This window comes from Bacillus sp. Hm123 (assembly GCF_051842975.2).
Taxonomy (GTDB): Bacteria; Bacillota; Bacilli; order Bacillales; family Domibacillaceae; genus Bacillus_CE.
Genome location: NZ_CM200277.1, coordinates 2,746,079 through 2,763,314 on the forward strand (window position 1 = coordinate 2,746,079; position 17,236 = coordinate 2,763,314).

The following is a 17,236-nucleotide window of genomic DNA, read 5'->3' on the forward strand; positions in this document are numbered from 1 at the left end:
TGGCAAGCATGATCGATGAAAAAGAGCAATATAGTGATTTCTCTAATGTTGAAGCTAGTCGCAACTATTTAATACCGGAACAAATGCCGGAAGGACCGTACGGAGCACCTCGAAATAAATACGAGCCTGTTCAAAATAAATCGACTCCGTGGCGAAAAGGTCAGCGATATTACAGCGCCTTCAATTATGAAAATAAATCGCTTCACCAGCATTTACCGCGGCACATGGAAGGTGCTCATCCGCCTCATGATGATCCGGATAAAGACCAAGAAGCAACGTATCAAAACATCCCGCCAAACACGTAAAAAATCGAGCGCTTTGCTCGATTTTTCTACTTTTTGACTTTTTTCGCGATGAAATAAGCACAGCCGAAATTGCAATATTCATACAAATATTCCTTCAATGTACTAATCTTCGTATCAAACGTCGCCTTTTGATTTTTATCTTCATAAAACCCTTTTAGGCGCAGCTGACCGTATCCCCAATCGCCGACAATATAGTCATATTTAGATAAAATATCACTGTATCGCTCGCGAAAAACTTCTTCTTGAAAGCCATCGTTGTGCTGATCAATGATTTCATAGCAATGATTTTGAATACAAACCACCTTTATCATTCCTCACTTTCCTTCTTTCATTATAGCCGATCAGCCATAAATTACTAAGCAAAAAATGATGTTGCCTGGGGAAGCTAGTTGTTGAGGGGGTGGCAAGTTTGAAGAAACCTTTATTGATGGTAGGACTGACAAGCGTTATGCTTTTAGGAGCATGTGCGATAGGTGACCAAGACAATGCCGCTGGCGGTATTTACGAAAAAGATGGCAACACGATTAACGTTCGTAATCGGGAAGACCTTTACAATCCAAATGACGCCCAAAACCGCAACCTCGATTTGACGACTGGCGATCGCTCGAATGATTTTGGTTATGTTCGTCAGCAAAAAAGCCCGATCCAAGGCGAAACCGTCTCATATAAAAACATGTACACGATCGACCGCGAACGTACAGCCGATGCGATCAGTAAATTAAGCGTAGGACTTTCAACAGTCAATGATTGCTCTGTGCTCGTGACAGATAAGGAAGTATTAATCGCTTATGATACGGATGCGAAAACGAAAAAAGAACGGACAGATGCGGCCGAACAAGTGAAAAAAACGGCGATGAGCGTCGTTCCACGTTGGTACAATATTTATGTAACAGATGATGTCGGGCTTCGTCGTGACATCGAAAACATTGCACCATTGAAAGCCAATGCGGATGGTGCACAAGATACGATTGACCGCACGATTCAATTGATGACGAAACATTCCCCGCAAGGTCATACAAAAGGCGAGATGAGTGATCGTAATATGAAATAGAGGGTTAAATTAGGTAGTTCAAAAAAAGATGAAATTCACTTTTTTTGAGCTACCTCTTTTCATTATGCCCTTGCTTTTTCACATATCTTTTCAACATAAAATATGGTATTCTTTGTTGGAACAAAGAAAGGAGATATGTCGTGGTATTTAGTAGCTTATTTTTTGTATTTTTGTTTTTACCAACAGTTTTACTGTTATATTTTATCTTTCCATTTAAACTGAAAAACCTTATACTTCTTGGATTTAGTTTAGTATTTTACGCTTGGGGAGAACCCATTTATATTTTCTTAATGTTAATTTCTATAGTAATAAACTATAGCATGGGATTATGGATAGAAAAAAAACATTCCTTAATCATATTGTGGATTGGAATTCTTCTGAACTTAAGCATCTTTGGTTATTATAAATACAGTGGATTTATTATTGAAAATATCAATGGGCTGTTCCATACTTCATTCGAAATAGCCGAGTTGCCCTTACCTATCGGAATTTCCTTCTACACCTTCCAAGCCATCTCTTATTTAATTGATGTATATCGAAAAGATACTGAAGCGCAGAAAAATTTAATCAACCTTTCATTATATATTTCATTATTCCCTCAACTAGTAGCAGGACCTATCGTTCGTTATAAAGAAATTAATGAACAGCTCAAATATCGGGTACATACGATGGATGGATTTTATGAAGGGTTTAAAATCTTTACATTAGGCTTAGGGAAAAAAGTAATTATCGCTAATCAAATGGGCTTGCTAGCTGATACTATTTTTGATCAGCCGGCAACTGAATTAACGACCTTTTTAACTTGGATCGGCATTATCGCCTACACTTTACAAATCTATTTTGATTTCAGTGGTTATTCGGAAATGGCTTTAGGTCTTGGAAAAATGTTTGGTTTTCAATTCCCTAGAAACTTCAACTACCCTTATATCTCTAAGACTGTTGGTGAGTTTTGGAGAAGATGGCATATGACTTTAGGGAACTTCTTCCGAGATTATATTTATATTCCATTAGGAGGAAGTCGCGTTCAGCCAATTAAAATTTATCGTAATTTATTTATTGTTTGGCTTTTAACAGGGGTTTGGCACGGAGCTTCTTGGAATTTCATCGTTTGGGGATTATTTTATGGTGTCTTAATTGCATTAGAACGGGGCATTTTTGGTCGTGCATTGAAAGCTGCTCCTTCATTTATTCAACATAGTTATGTTGTACTTGCTTTTATCATAGGTTGGGTGTTCTTCCGATCTCCTGATTTAACCTATGCTATAGATTATCTACAAAAAATGTTCTCATTCGACTTTAGGTTTGTTGCCATTGACGCAGAATATTATTGGAAACAATTTGGATTATATATGGTAATTGGTATCGTTGCATCGCTTCCAATCTATCCAAAATTAATGAATTTACTAAAAGGTACAAAAAGGGTTTTGATCGAGTCCGCTTACATATTACTGTTGTTCGGATTTATTACAATAATATTAATGACATCATCTTATAACCCTTTTATTTACTTCAAATTTTAGGAGGGTCATAGATGCAAAGTTTAATAAAAAAGGTCACGATATGTATTGCACTCTCCTTTATATTTGGAATGAGTGCCATTACTATTCTCAGTGATAAAACCGATTTTTCTGAGGCCGAAAACAGGAATTTCGAGAAAATGCCTAAATTAACGAAAGAAGCCTTATTTAACGGCACCTATATGCTGGGCATAGAAAATTATTTTAAAGACCATTTCTTCCAAAGAACTCCATTAACGAAATGGTATTTTAAACTAGAACAAGAATTAGGAAAGCCAAAAGTAAATAACTTATTAATGGGAGAAGATGATTGGTTAGGAAATTCACCGTCACCAAAAAAAGGATCTTACGGGACAGTAGATTATATTTATTTACCCCGAATTGATTTCATTGCTAACCATGCGAAAGAAAACGATATAGTAGTCGAATATTTCTTACTGCCAGCAAAAAATTATAGTGTCGATGAGCTATTTCCTCGAAATTCATTCTTTCGTTTTTACGAAGAGTATATGGATGCGCTAGGAGATCGAATCAACCCTTACGTTCGATTTACAAACGTAAAGGAAGTATGGGATAAAGAAAAATCATTAGAAGAAAGAAAAAAATTATTCTTTAAAACGGATCACCACTGGAACACTGACGGAGCTTATGAAGGCTATAAAGTCATCATTAATCAACTAAATTCAGATGGGTTAGATGTAGGTCAGCCGATCTTAAAAGAAGACCTAGCTAAATATTGTGCTAAGGAAGATGACTATTTCGTTGGTAGTAATAATCGTTTTATCTTATACAATGTTGAACCAACAGATGAATTAAAATGTATGTACGAATTGAAAGATTTAAAACAGTTTACCGATTTTCATTTTGAGCCTTGGGCTGGCGCCTATTCAGAAGATATTAACGCACTATTTAGGCCAGAATCGGACTCAAATCGCGTCAACTATTCTAACCTTTCTACTAAAGATCATCCGTATATTTACTTTGAAAATAAAAATAGCGGCAATAATAAAAAAGTGCTTATTTTCAAAGATTCTTATTCAAATGCGAACATCTCTTATTTAGCATCCCATTTTCAAGAAACACATATTTTAGATATGCGCTATTACCAGAAAGATGTATTAACATTAATTGAGGATGAGGATATTAATTTGATTTTGATGTTACACAATTCAAATGGTTTAAACGGTGATGTCATTTTATATGACAAAAATTCAAAGCATCATAAATAGAAATCCAAAAAAGCTACCTCAAAATTAAGTTAAATCTAATTTGAGGTAGCTTTTTTGATAAGATAAATTATGATTCTATGCCTCTAGCTTTGTTTGCTCTCCAAGTTCTTGCTTTGCTTTCGCTGCCGAATTCACTTGCTCGTCAGCATGGTAAGATGAACGAACGAGCGGCCCTGCTTCACAATGACTAAAGCCTTTTGTCATCGCGATTTCACGAAGTTCCGCAAATTCATCTGGATGATAATATTTTTGAACTTTTAAATGTTTTTTAGATGGCTGTAAATATTGTCCGATCGTAACAATATCAACATTATTCGCACGTAGATCATCCATCGCTTCTATAATTTCTTCTTTCGTTTCACCAAGACCAATCATGATGCTCGATTTCGTTGGAATATCCGGCTGCATTTCTTTCGCACGGCGCAGAAACTCTAGCGAGCGTTCGTAAGTCGCACGCGCACGAACTCTTGGAGATAGTCGCTTCACCGTTTCAATATTATGATTTAAAATATCCGGGCGTGCATCCATTAGCATTTTCAAGTTTTCCTCGATGCCCCCCATATCAGAAGGAAGAACTTCAATGGATGTGAATGGGTTTTTGCGGCGAATCGCTCTCACTGTTTCTGAAAACACAGCCGCTCCACCATCCTTTAGATCGTCACGAGCGACAGCGGTTACAACTACGTGTTTTAAGTTCATTAGCTGAACAGAATCCGCCACGCGCTCAGGCTCTTTCCAATCAAGCTCCGTTGGCAAGCCAGTTTTCACTGCGCAGAATCGACAAGCACGCGTACAAACAGCGCCGAGAATCATAAATGTTGCTGTGCGGCGAACAGCCCAACACTCATGAATATTCGGACATTTCGCTTCCTCACACACCGTATGAAGATTCTTCTCACGCATCATCTTCTTTAATCCGGTATAATTCTTGTTCGTATTCAACTTTATTTTTAACCAATCTGGTTTACGTAAATGCTCCTCTTTCTTGCTCACTTCTCTCATCTCCCATCATTGTGCCTTAGCTATAAATGTGTATGAATTCAGACCTTTCTGATGTCACTTTAACATAGTACCTCCTTTTATACAACCGCTTGTATTCCCTCAATTTAACAAGGATGAAATGGTTCCTTCATGGCAAAATAATGAGTAAATAATTGACTTAGGAGGGAGTTGTTTTGCGAAGAATTGTCCCGATTTGTTTATGCCTGTTATTATTGATGATCGCCCCGGTACAAGCGGAGCAAACGAATAGCGATCAACAGCATTACAATCTACGCATGAAATTATTCAAAAAAATGGAGGCGATCACATCAATTCCATGGTATTACTACGCCGCCATCGATCAATACGAGCGAAATTTACGATTCGTTCGCAAAGATTTACCTGAGCCAACTGACGGAATTTCTATCTACATTCCAGAGGAGAAATGGAGCGGGTTGATTAATCCAAACAAACAAGATACAAATCCTTATTCGATTGCTGCCTTTTCAGGGATTGGAGCGGATGGAAATGGAGATGGACGGGCGGATCGAACGAACAATGAAGATATTCTCGCGGCGATAGGTAATTATCTTTTAACGTATGGCACCGACCACGATAATATCAAAATTGCTCTCTGGCGCTATTACGGCCGCGATAAAACCGTCAGTGTCATTATCGGCAACGCCCATATGTACAAAGCGTATAAAAAGCTAGATTTGCAAAAAAAAGTCTTCCCTCTTCCGACCAATCACAACTATACGTACAAAAACACATGGGGAGCTGCTCGCGGCTGGGGCGGACGACGTATTCATGAAGGAACCGATATCTTCGCTGATTACGGCGTTCCCGTCCGATCAACGAGCTATGGCATCATTGAAATGAAAGGCTGGAATCGCTACGGCGGTTGGAGAATTGGCATCCGCGATATTAATAATACGTACCATTATTACGCTCATTTAAATGGATTTGCGAAAGGATTAAAGCTCGGACAACCAGTCGAGCCCGGGATGTTAATTGGTGGCGTTGGTAGTAGCGGCTACGGTCCACCTGGTACATCAGGCAAATTCCCACCCCATCTGCATTTCGGTATGTATAAAGATAACGGGCGCACAGAATGGTCCTTTGATCCATACCCTCACTTAAAAGTTTGGGAAAGAACAAGCAAAAAAGCTGGCTACTAATTAAAGAGCCAGCTTCTTTCTTTATACTTTATTTCGCTTGTTTCGCTTTCGTCACAGCATGAGCAATACTCGCGCCTAGTCCTCCCCATATAATGATGACTCCAATAATCATCATTGTGATTGCGCTTCCATCCATAATTATGAAACCTCCTTATCCGAAGTCGGTGTCTGCAACATCTCTTTCTTCCACGGCTTAATATACATGAAGGCAAAGCCAACGAGAATGACTCCGATCGCAACCGTCCAACCGTAAGAGTTAATGAAGTTTTGTGGATAGTCTCCATAAGGCGCTGTAAAGTTTTGACGAAGATTGTCAAACATCATATAACCGAGAACGACTGGCGTAATGACGCTTAAACAGATTTTCCACCAAGCGCCTAACTGAATATCAGACACTTCATCCGCATGTTTCTTTAATGGATCTAGTTGCTTAAATACCCATGCGACTAATATAACTTCAACTAATCCAGCTAAGGCGACACCAAAGTTGTTAATGAAGTAATCGACGACATCAAGGAAGTTTAATCCCCCTCTTGTCGCGTAAATTAAAGAGATCAGAGAGGCTGCTCCTCCTCCCATTAAAACGGCAGCTGTACGCGACACTTTAAACTTTTCTTGAATACCAGCGACAAACGTCTCAACAATCGATATTAAAGAGGTAAATCCGGCGAGTAAAAGCGAGCCGAAAAATAAAACACCGAATAATTCGTTTGCAAATGGAAACTGATTAATGATCTGCGGGAACACCGCAAACGCAAGGATCACGCCACTGCTAACAACCTCTTGAACAGGTACACCTTGCTGAGCTGCCATGAAACCTAAAGCGGAGAAGACACCAAATCCAGCAAGTAATTCGAAGCCAGAGTTACTAAATCCAGTAATAAAGGCGTTGTTCGTAATATCTGATTTTTTCGGTAAGTAACTGGAATATGTGACCATGATCGCAAAACCGATCGATAAACTGAAGAAGATTTGTCCGTAAGCCGCAATCCAAACCTTTCCATCCATTAACTTCGACCAATCCGGTTTGAAGAAAGCATTCAATCCATCTGCTGCTCCTTCTAATGTTAATGCGCGAATAACGATCGCTAAAAAGAGAACAACAAGCACAGGAATCATCACTTTTGTTACTTTTTCAATTCCTTTTTTCACTCCAGCCACTAAGACGCCGAGCACAACGACCCAGACGATGATTAAGGAAATAAGAATTTGTGGCACGAACCCTCCGAATGTTCCCGCTTCACCGACCTGTAAATAATCCGCTAATAAAAACGTTTTCGGGTCATCTCCCCAAGATAAATTAAACGAAAAGACCGAATAAGATAACGCCCACCCTATAATGACAGAATAATATGTTGCAATAATAAAGGAAATTCCCACTTGCCACCAGCCAAGCCATTCCGCGTTCTTGTTCAAGCGAGCAAAAGAAAGTGGACTCGACCCTCGATACTTATGTCCCATAGTGAACTCTAAAATAAGCAATGGAATCCCAGCTGTCAACAAAGCAAATAAATACGGAAGGAAGAATGCGCCCCCTCCATTTTCATACGCTACTGCAGGAAAGCGCCAAATATTCCCCAGACCAATTGCTGAACCTACAGCCGCTAAAATAAAACCTGCTCTTGACCCCCAAATAGGACGTTGCTGATCCATAAAAATCCCTCCTTTGTTTTCCTTTTTTAATAATTCGTATTTTCAGATAATTTCAATAACTATCTTTAATTATATACAGTCCCCTTCCTTTAGTAAATATTTTTTTAAACATTTTTTAAAGATAATTTTTACCAAGAGAAGGAGAGTGATTAGTTCCTGTTCTATTTGTATGCTGCTCGCTAAGCGAATAGTATGAGTGCAAATAAAAAAAGCCCCTAAACAAAGTCTAGGAGCTTTCGCTTCAAGCGGCTATTTTCGCTTGCTTTCTATTTTTTAAAATGAAGACGATAACTAACAATAATCCAAGAGAAACAGCTAACGATATCCACGCGCTTCCAGTGAAGCCTAAAATCATATAACCGATCGAAGCAAGAACCGCGGACAGAAGCGCGTACGGAATTTGCGTGATGACATGGTCAATATGATTACAGCCTGCACCCGTTGCGGACAAAATCGTTGTATCAGAAATCGGCGAGCAATGATCACCAAACACCGCTCCAGCTAAAACGGAAGCCATCGCTGGTAAGATCAACGAAATATCGGTTGCCGCTGCGATATCTCCGGCAATTGGAAGCAAGATTCCGAAAGACCCCCATGACGTACCAGTTGAGAAAGCCATCGCACCCGCCACTAAAAATAAGACAAAAGGTAAAAAAGCAATGTTCATATTCGATTGTTCCACAAGGCTCGCTAAATACTTCCCTGTTCCTAATTGGTTAATTAACCCGACAATCGTCCAAGCAAAAAGCAAAATATAAACGGCAGGAAGCATTGATTTAATCCCTTCCCACACACCAGTAACAAACACATTTTTCCCTAAAGCCCCGTGAGCAACTGTTTGACGGAAATATAAAGCTACAGCTACGGCTAATCCGAACACTCCACCTAGTAGTAACGACTTGGCTACATCTGTGTTTTCAAAGATTTTTAGTAACGTCACATCGCCTTCTACCGCTTGCGAACCCGTCCAGATCATCGCTGCGACTGTACCAACAATTAAAGTAATAATTGGCCAAACTAAATCGCCCACACTTCCTTTCGTGCTCACCGGTAAATCTTCTTTCAACTCACCTGGCACTTGGCGATCAGACGGTGTCGTTTCTCCCGTTGTGATCGCATGCTCTTCATGCTTCGTCATCGCACCGAAATCCACTCGCATCAACGCAGACAAAAATACAAGAGCGAGTGCAATCCATACGTAGAAGTTCATTGGCACCATTTGAACGAAAGCAGAAAATGCACTCACGTCAGTTATACCGTGGGCGACTAACACCGTCCCAACAATCCCAATAATATATGCTCCCCAGCTTGAAATCGGGGAAACGACGCAAACGGGCGCAGATGTCGAATCAATAATATAAGCAAGTTTCGCTCTAGAAATCCGCTGACGATCCGTAATCGGTCGTGAAATCTGGCCAACCGCAAGGGCATTGAAATAATCATCGATGAAAAATAGCATGCCAAGTCCCGCTGACAATACTTGGGCGCCTGCACGAGTTTTAACTCGTTGAATCGCCCATTCTCCAAACGCTCGACTTCCACCAGAAATATTAATAAAAGCAGTAATCACTCCAAGAATAAGTAAAAACAAAATAATATAAATATTCCACGTGCTCCAGCCATCTTCTGTCGTATAAATATTGGCCGATGCCGCTTCCCACGTAATGCTTAACGTCTTGCCAATATCGAAATTAGCTAGCAACAAAGCAGAAGCCAAAATTCCGATACCTAAAGAAAGCAGCACTCGCCGTGTAAGGACCACCATCAAAATGGCCAACACAGGCGGTAGTAAAGAATAGATTGATTGTTCCATATTTTTTGCTCCTCCTACCGATGAAAAAAGAGGACAGGGCTTGAAGGGAATGTTGAAAAAAATAAAAAAAGGTAATGATAGAGAATACTATCATTACCTTTTCGTGTAATGTAAGTCATTCCTCCATCGTGTAGCTCCCCATTGCAAACAATTTCTTTACAATGAGAGTGTTATCCTTCTTCAAGATAACCCCAGTATGAAAGACGTTGACGCATCTTACTTACTTCGGCAAACTCACCTTTCACTTGCGATCTTCGTTGTCATCCTCACGCAAACTACTCATTAACTTTGCATCCTCTACCCCACCGGATTTTGATAAGGTTTATTATTTTATTACTAAAATATTAACAGCTAAATGTCCTTTTGCCAAGCGATTTTAAAAATCCAGAAGATTCTTTCTTCAACTTCATGAAAAAGTAATTTTTTGTTATTACTCAACGTACTTAATCCATCGGCAACTCGATGGACGGATTTGCCCCGTCACCACCACCGTTATAAAAGTTCGGTACTTCTCCTTTAATGAGCCCCATCGCTACAGGAATATCTTGCTTCACCGTGGAATATTCCGTCGCAAATGGAACGATAATTTGCACATTGACTTCTAATTCAATAAACACTTCCACGTACGCATTATTAATTCCGTAAGGCTTCACATTCGTTTTTACATTCGAGCTGACATCACCTACCGCATGAAAACGAATCGGAATCTGTGGCCCAAGGTTACCGAGCAAGGCATTATTCGTCACTTGCCCTAACGGAATATAATAGACGATCCCTTCCATTTCCTTCGTTTCTTCCCTTTCAATTTCTACATCAGAAATCAATTCCAGCACCTCTAAATTGCCTTTTTCAGCTTCTTTTAAGTTTAATTGCACAAGGTTGGTCGTCTCTGCCAGCACACGATTAATAATTTCTGTATTCAATTTCGTCGTTGATGGTTCGCCCGGTTCGGTTTCGATAATGTCATTAATATCCATCACATTAGCGATTTTTTTATTAATGGCTTTACTAATCACCATCGAGGCGATCTTTCTCGTTTCTGTTTTGGCATAACCGACAAGCGTCGGCTTAATATTTTTATTAATGACCCATAAGCTGAATGCCGTGGAAAAAGAAAACAAGATCAATGTAATTAACATGACGTATTGCAAAGGGAGCGGCCCTCTTTTTGATTTCCATTTTCTTTTTGCAGCCAAAAAAAATCCCTCCTCCTCTAAGCTATATGTATGCTTAGAAAAGAAAGGATCATGACTTATTTTACATGAGAAGTGAGCCGAAGCAGCTTCCACTCCATCACATCTCGCAAAAATTCAGGCATAAAATAGGTTTTATGAGCGGCGCGGTGAAGGATCGGAAACAGATGACCGAACGTAAACATATCTAATGTCGCTAGGCGGTACAGCTTGTCCGCTTCAATGTCTTGCCCACCGATTTTAAACTGATACTGTTTAAGATCGACTTCGATATTATCATGCACAAACCGCCCCATCACTTTGCCGCGAAAGCCGAACCCTTTAATCGCTAAATGCGGCCATTTCTCATCCAATGTTTGCTTTAGCACTTCCTTCAGCTCTGCCCCCGTCAATTCAATGAGACAAGGGTTAATTGGATGAGGAAGAATGCGGTGAAGATCGTATTTCGTCACCATGCCAGCGTCGAGACGATCAAGTACCACCCCCGCATTTAAAAAAGCGCCATCCGCCTCACACCATTCCGTTAACGCTTCACATAAAACTTTCGGCAATTCAGATGGCTGAAACCAATCACAGCTGAACGGTCGAGAAAGCGAAACGACCGGCTGCTGCAACGCTTGCCGACCTTGCTCATCAAATTGCTTGACCTTCTCTTGCTCTCGCGGTGGAGCGGCTAGCTCTTCATTCGTTTCATACACACGAGCTTTTTTCGACAGGATCGCTTTCGTTTCTACATCCACTTCCAATTGAATATGACCAACGTAATAGCCAAACTTCCCTGCCGCACCGAGCAGTTTATCATGAATCTCTTTCCCCTCATGAAACAAATGATGCGTATGCCCACCAAGGATGACATCTACTTCAGCGAACTCTTCCGCTATTTTTTCATCATCATACATCCCTAGATGAGACAGCACGACGGTGAAATCAGCCTGAGTCGATAGCTGCTTCACCTCTGTTTGTAACGCTTGAAGCGGCTCAGCGATGTGCCAGCCTAATCCTTGATAAAAAGCCGAATAATAAGCTGTCACTCCTGTAACACCGAGCTTCATGCCATTTTTCAATTCAAAGATCGATGAAGGCTCTGTCCACGCTGGACGGCTTCCATCTGGATAAAATAAATTCGCAACCACCACTGGAAACTTCGCCTGGTTGTAGAGAAGATCTAAGCTTTCATGCGGCAATGTGATCCCTTCATTGTTGCCGATCGTCACTGCATCATAGCCCGCTTCATTTAATCGCTCGACGTTCGCTTGTCCGAGCGTCCCTTCCGTTAACGGATGCGAGCGGTCGACATGGTCACCGATATCAAAAATGAACACATCTTCTCCCACTTCTTCGTGCCACTTTCTTCTCTCTTGTAAAAACTTCTGAATGCGAGGCCAGTTTTCAAAATGGCTATGAAAATCATTCGTATGATAAATATGAATCGTTGTTTTCAAACTTTCACCTCATTTTCAAACATCAAACAAGCCCCTGATAAATTAAACGGATACCAACGATAATTAAAACAAATCGTAAAACCGTCACCAATGTATTCGACTGCAACTTCGAATTTAAATATGCTCCGAGCTTAGCCCCGATCCATGCTCCAGGAATTAAAGCGAACGCATACAGCCATACGACATTGCCAAATGCTACATGCGTGATCGAACTAACAAGGGCCGACAAGAAGATCATAAACATCGATGTCGCCACCGCTACATGCGGAGGAAAAGCAAATAATAAAATCATCGCCGGCACCATCAATGATCCTCCACCGATGCCAAAAATCCCTGAACAAAAACCAACAAAGAAGGAAATCAAAATCGCTGTTACGGGTTGAAAACTATATGTATGAACCTCGCCACTCAGTTCGGTAAATTGTCGTTGAATCCCTCGCTGACCGCTTGAAGCTAACGGTTTAATCTTCGAACGAACCATCAACACAAACGCCATAAAGATCATAAACAGTCCAAAATAAATATTGAATGAATCCATATTTAACGCTTTATTAACGTAAGCACCGACAATGCCACCCGGTCCGCTCCCAATAAAGAAAATCAGTCCACTTCTATAATCGACGGTCTTATGCTTCATATAAGCAAGCGTAGAAGACAGCCCGGTAAAAATCATAATGACAAGCGACGTCCCGACCGCTTGCTGCGGTGAAAGCCCCATTAACAAACTCGTCGATGTGCTAAAAAATAGAAGGGCCGGTACGATAATAATCCCGCCACCTAACCCGACAAGCGCTCCAAGCGTTCCTGCCGCTAAGCCAATCGCAATTAATAGTATCCATTCCATCCGAAATCCATCTCCTTAAAATAAATCGAGCTGTCGAGAAGCTAAATCCTCGTAATTCAAATCGGCCAATTCCATCAAACGTTTCGCGTTATTCGCCGCATGTCCGCCAGAGTTATTGTTAAATAGCACATAAATATGCTCGCTCTGCTCTTGCAATTGCTTGGCATATTCCACCCATTGCCCAAGTTCTTCATCATTATAGTCGTACAAATATCTCACTTCTCGCCAATTCGGATTATTTTGTTGACGCCAGCCGTGTACGTTGCGACCATGTAAGCGGACGAGCGTTTTCACGGAATCCGTCGCTTGTAAAATAATCGGTACAGAACCTTCGCCAGCCTGGGGCTCATCACAAACGGTGTGAATCCACTTCTCCTGTTCCATAAACGTGAGCGTCTGTTCTCTATATTCCGGCAAGTACCACGATTGATGACGAAACTCAAGAGCGAGTGGCACATCCCGCATTTGCTCTTTACAGTAACGTAAATAATTGACGTTTTTCCGCTGACAATCAAACCAAGGCGGAAATTGAAACAGCACCATCGCCAGCTTGTCAGACTCCACTAACGGCTGAAGCGACTCATTAAACCGTTGAAACATCTCCTCTTTCGACTCAAACGGAATCTCTCCGCGCTGATGCCCCGTCATTCCTTGATAAGCTTTTACGATAAACTTGAACTTCTCCGGCGTCTCAGCCACCCACTTCTCCATATTCCGCAGCGGCTGCACCGCATAAAAACTCGCATCCAACTCCACAATCGGAAAGTGTGCCGCATACTCCATCAGCTTATTCCGAGAGGCTACACCATGCTGATACAGCGTATCATGATCGCCCCAGCCAGTTACTCCAACATAAATCATAAGGCTCTCACCTCTTTTAATTACATTTTATCATAGTTTGGCTTTCGGATTTGCAGAGTAACATGGATTTTTTGCTAGGTCAGGGGGAGGGGTTTGCTTTTTTTACTGACTCATTACACCACATAAAAAAGACTGCCCCGCAGGACAGCCTTTTTATTATAAAACTTTTTTCATAAATACGTTTATTTCCGTGCTTAAATCGTTTAAGGTGTCGATTATATCGCTAAAATCTTGCACGAGATGCGCTTGTTCATTTGAAGCTTCCGCAATTTGTCCCATGCTCGTTTTTAAGTTTTCGATATTTTGTTTAATGCTTAGTAAAGACTCATCGATTTGATCTGTTGCGCCCGAAGTTTGTAATGAAAGCTTGCGTACCTCCTGCGCTACAATGCTAAAGCCAGCGCCATGCTGACCAGCACGAGCCGCTTCAATGGCAGCATTTAATCCAAGTAAATTCGTTTGTTGCGAAATATTTTTAATTAACTCGGTAATTGTATTTGTACGATTTGAATCCTCTAATGCATGCTGTGCCTGTATTTTAATTTCTTCACTCGTCGCTGATAACTCTTCAGAATGTGAAGCAACAATATGTAAACGATCTTGCAAAGAGTTAATAACTTCTTGCATCTTTTTCATATGTTCTTGCAATTTTTCTTCGTTTTCAACAGGCAAGCCGATCGCTAACGCCCCAACCACTTTGTTATTTTCATAGACTGGAAAGGCATATGCTTTAATTGCTACACCATAAACACTTTGGTCAATATATACATCCGCATTTTGACCGCGGAATGCCGTATAGACGTTATCATCACCAGGGTTCACTTTCTCGCCATCTCGATAACCGGAGTCGACATTACGCCCAGGTAAATACCGCTCCACTGTATCTTTTTCTTTATCAGCAATTGCCACAATGGCTTCACCCTTTAAAGCCATATGGATGTAAGGCGTTGCAAGGCATAACGCCTCTATCATTTTCGGTGTCGATTCATTTCTCTCATTCAAATCATTTCTCCCCCTCTAAGCATAAAGAAACATTTCCGTTTACCACCTCAATTATAACACTTATTCCCATAATGATATTCAATTTTTGGCATTACATGTGACAATATACCTAACTTTTAACCTAATAAAAAATGAGTTGGTAACACTAAACTAAATCCCCCATTACATAAGAAAAGACTGCCCCGCAGGACAGCCTTACATATGCTCTGATTTCTCTTTAGTTCTCGTCAACGAATAAGCACTCATCCAAGCGGCAATCGGAATCACTAATGCAATGCCAATGCCAGAACATAAGATCGTGATCATTTCTGCACTAAACACTTTTGAATTGATGACTTCACCAAAGGAATAGGATAAGTCTTTAAACCAAATAAGCAAGCCTAAATAACTTCCAAAGAAGGCGAAAAATAATGTATTCGTATCTGTTCCTAATATATCCCTACCAACACTTAAGCCCGATCGGAATAAATCTTTCTTGCCGAGCAACGGATTGTGATGAAAGATTTCATGCATGGAAGTGGTGATCGAAATGGCCACATCCATCATCGCCCCGATGGCACTCATAATAATAACCGCAGCGGCAATCTTCACAAAGTCCACGCCAACATAAAAGGAAAAAATGCTCAACTCCTCAATTTCCTCTTCTCCAAAGCCTTGAATCATCGTATATTCGGTCACGATATGAATAAACGATAGTAAAATAATAATCGTGAGGAGAGTAGAAATGAAGGCAGTGATCGTTGGGCCATTCACTTCATTAATATAAAATAAATTAATACAACTAATCATGACGCATGCAACTAGCGTCACGATCACCGTATTACTTTGTGGATCTAGCATAAATAATATCGTGAGAAAAACTACACCAAAATTTAAAAACAAAGAAAAAAAGGAGCGCACACCTTTTTTCCCGCCAATAAGCACCATTAAAATGAATAAAATAATTGTCAGCAATAGTAATACATTCATGATTGTGCCCTCTTTCGATTAACGAAAAACATCGATGTATATAAACTAATCGGAATCGTCAACACGATACCAATTGCTCCCGCCAAAGCTCTAGCGACTTCCAATGAAAGCGTCATAGAAAAAGTGAAGCCTAATGGCACTCCATTCTTCAAGTATAAAATAAGCACCGGAATCGAACCGCTAATATAAGCAAAAAACAAAATACTCGTGATCGTTCCCATAATGTTTCTGCCAATATCCAGCCCTGACGTTTTCAATGCTTTCATCGACATGTTAGGATTCTTTTCATGCAACTCAAAGATCGAAGACGACATCGTAATCGCCACATCCATGACCGCTCCTAGAGACCCAATCAATAGCCCTGCCATAAACACTAAATGGTACGGACGAGTCAAAAATTGCATCTCTTCATAGTAAAGGCCATTTTCAGCAGTTACCCACATGGCCAGATAAGTAATCAACAAAGAAATAAAAGTTCCCATTAAAGTTGTCGCAATGGCTGCATACGTTTTTTCATTCAAACCGTTAACGAGCACTAGCGAAATGATCGTAAAAAGAATCGCGGTGATCCCACATATCCATAGTAAACTCTGAGTCGCACTATTCACATAAACATCCAATGCATAGGACAACAAAACGGCATTAAGAGCGAAACTAATAATGGAGAATAACCCTTGCCTTTGACCGACGATCAGCAAAGTAAAGAGAAACACCCAACCAATGATGACAATATATTTATCCCGTTTGACGTTCGTTATATGTCCAGTTAAATTCGCTTCTTCATCGCTACGTTTATCAATCGCCACAAACAACTCGTTCCCCACTTGATACGCTTGATCATAAACCCCTGACAACGAGTACTTGTTCGTTAACTCAATACGCTCTCCTTTTTCCTCTCCATTTTGGATGACAGCTGTAACCTTCTGTGTAACTAGCTGGTCTTTATTATGATGCTCATCTGTCAGTTTCACTGTATCTTCTACACTCGTATCAATCACTTTAGCGATTGGACGATCATAGAGGAAATGATTGTGATAAACAAACACAACAGAGCTAATAAAACAAAGCGCAATCAAAATAAGAAAAATAATTTTCCCTCTAGTCATTTCCTTTAACTTATTTACAAAAACATTCAACAAAAAACCCCCAGCCATCATGATGAAATTTAATGTAGCATTTAAATACATTCGTTTCA

Annotated in this window: 16 protein-coding genes, 1 pseudogene and 1 riboswitch; of the genes and pseudogenes, 5 read left to right on the plus strand and 12 right to left on the minus strand. The window is 40.4% G+C overall.

What is annotated here, in order from left to right; genetic code table 11:
* The first annotated feature begins 8 nt into the window (after positions 1–8).
* Positions 9–305: a cytosolic protein gene (locus ACSVDJ_RS14335; protein WP_439166645.1), complete on the plus strand. Its 297-nt coding sequence runs from the start codon at positions 9–11 to the stop codon at positions 303–305.
* 26 nt (positions 306–331) lie between these two features.
* On the opposite strand, the gene ACSVDJ_RS14340 is transcribed toward ACSVDJ_RS14335, so the two are convergent.
* A complete protein-coding gene (locus ACSVDJ_RS14340; RefSeq protein WP_439166894.1) occupies positions 332–607 on the minus strand; it encodes a YutD family protein in 276 nt (91 codons plus the stop codon).
* A gap of 107 nt (positions 608–714) precedes the next feature.
* Between ACSVDJ_RS14340 and ACSVDJ_RS14345 the strand changes: the two genes are divergently transcribed.
* From ACSVDJ_RS14345 to ACSVDJ_RS14355, 3 genes are all read left to right on the plus strand, one after another.
* Positions 715–1,356: a YhcN/YlaJ family sporulation lipoprotein gene (locus tag ACSVDJ_RS14345; protein ID WP_439166646.1), complete on the plus strand. Its 642-nt coding sequence runs from the start codon at positions 715–717 to the stop codon at positions 1,354–1,356.
* A 140-nt stretch (positions 1,357–1,496) separates the two neighbouring features.
* A complete protein-coding gene (locus ACSVDJ_RS14350; RefSeq protein WP_439166647.1) occupies positions 1,497–2,876 on the plus strand; it encodes an MBOAT family O-acyltransferase in 1,380 nt (459 codons plus the stop codon).
* An 11-nt stretch (positions 2,877–2,887) separates the two neighbouring features.
* Positions 2,888–4,102 carry an alginate O-acetyltransferase AlgX-related protein gene (locus ACSVDJ_RS14355; protein WP_439166649.1) on the plus strand — a complete coding sequence of 405 codons (1,215 nt, stop codon included), beginning with the start codon at positions 2,888–2,890 and terminating at the stop codon, positions 4,100–4,102.
* A gap of 75 nt (positions 4,103–4,177) precedes the next feature.
* Here ACSVDJ_RS14355 and lipA read toward each other — a convergent pair whose 3' ends face one another.
* Complete coding sequence (gene lipA / locus ACSVDJ_RS14360) at positions 4,178–5,095, minus strand: lipoyl synthase (protein ID WP_439166651.1); 918 nt, start codon at positions 5,093–5,095, stop codon at positions 4,178–4,180.
* 224 nt (positions 5,096–5,319) lie between these two features.
* On the opposite strand from lipA, the gene ACSVDJ_RS14365 reads away from it, so the two are divergent.
* Positions 5,320–6,264 carry a M23 family metallopeptidase gene (locus ACSVDJ_RS14365; RefSeq protein ID WP_439166896.1) on the plus strand — a complete coding sequence of 315 codons (945 nt, stop codon included), beginning with the start codon at positions 5,320–5,322 and terminating at the stop codon, positions 6,262–6,264.
* Between the two features lie 28 nt (positions 6,265–6,292).
* Here ACSVDJ_RS14365 and ACSVDJ_RS14370 read toward each other — a convergent pair whose 3' ends face one another.
* From ACSVDJ_RS14370 to ACSVDJ_RS14415, 10 genes and pseudogenes are all read right to left on the minus strand, one after another.
* Positions 6,293–6,400, minus strand: coding sequence for a MetS family NSS transporter small subunit (locus ACSVDJ_RS14370; protein ID WP_439166654.1), 108 nt, complete (start codon positions 6,398–6,400; stop codon positions 6,293–6,295).
* 2 nt (positions 6,401–6,402) lie between these two features.
* The gene (locus tag ACSVDJ_RS14375; protein ID WP_439166656.1) at positions 6,403–7,917 is read right to left on the minus strand and encodes a sodium-dependent transporter; all 1,515 of its coding nucleotides are present in this window, start codon (positions 7,915–7,917) and stop codon (positions 6,403–6,405) included.
* 241 nt (positions 7,918–8,158) lie between these two features.
* Positions 8,159–9,730: a Na+/H+ antiporter NhaC family protein gene (locus ACSVDJ_RS14380; protein ID WP_439166657.1), complete on the minus strand. Its 1,572-nt coding sequence runs from the start codon at positions 9,728–9,730 to the stop codon at positions 8,159–8,161.
* 123 nt (positions 9,731–9,853) lie between these two features.
* Positions 9,854–10,038: riboswitch (Lysine riboswitch) on the minus strand.
* 135 nt (positions 10,039–10,173) lie between these two features.
* Entirely contained in the window at positions 10,174–10,926 is a 753-nt protein-coding gene (gene yunB / locus ACSVDJ_RS14385) for a sporulation protein YunB (protein WP_439166659.1), read from the minus strand.
* A gap of 56 nt (positions 10,927–10,982) precedes the next feature.
* Entirely contained in the window at positions 10,983–12,365 is a 1,383-nt protein-coding gene (locus tag ACSVDJ_RS14390) for a bifunctional metallophosphatase/5'-nucleotidase (protein ID WP_439166661.1), read from the minus strand.
* Positions 12,366–12,387: 22 nt separating this feature from the next.
* On the minus strand, positions 12,388–13,209 hold the full coding sequence (locus ACSVDJ_RS14395; protein ID WP_439166662.1) for a sulfite exporter TauE/SafE family protein: 822 nt from the start codon (positions 13,207–13,209) through the stop codon (positions 12,388–12,390).
* A gap of 15 nt (positions 13,210–13,224) precedes the next feature.
* The gene (locus ACSVDJ_RS14400; RefSeq protein ID WP_439166663.1) at positions 13,225–14,070 is read right to left on the minus strand and encodes a DUF72 domain-containing protein; all 846 of its coding nucleotides are present in this window, start codon (positions 14,068–14,070) and stop codon (positions 13,225–13,227) included.
* A gap of 156 nt (positions 14,071–14,226) precedes the next feature.
* A pseudogene (locus tag ACSVDJ_RS14405) lies at positions 14,227–14,541 on the minus strand (methyl-accepting chemotaxis protein); the annotation flags it as partial.
* A gap of 726 nt (positions 14,542–15,267) precedes the next feature.
* Positions 15,268–16,041 carry a YibE/F family protein gene (locus ACSVDJ_RS14410; protein WP_439166664.1) on the minus strand — a complete coding sequence of 258 codons (774 nt, stop codon included), beginning with the start codon at positions 16,039–16,041 and terminating at the stop codon, positions 15,268–15,270.
* Entirely contained in the window at positions 16,038–17,177 is a 1,140-nt protein-coding gene (locus ACSVDJ_RS14415; RefSeq protein ID WP_439166666.1) for a YibE/F family protein, read from the minus strand. Before ACSVDJ_RS14415 ends, ACSVDJ_RS14410 begins: the two co-directional genes overlap by 4 nt.
* Positions 17,178–17,236: the final 59 nt, after the last annotated feature.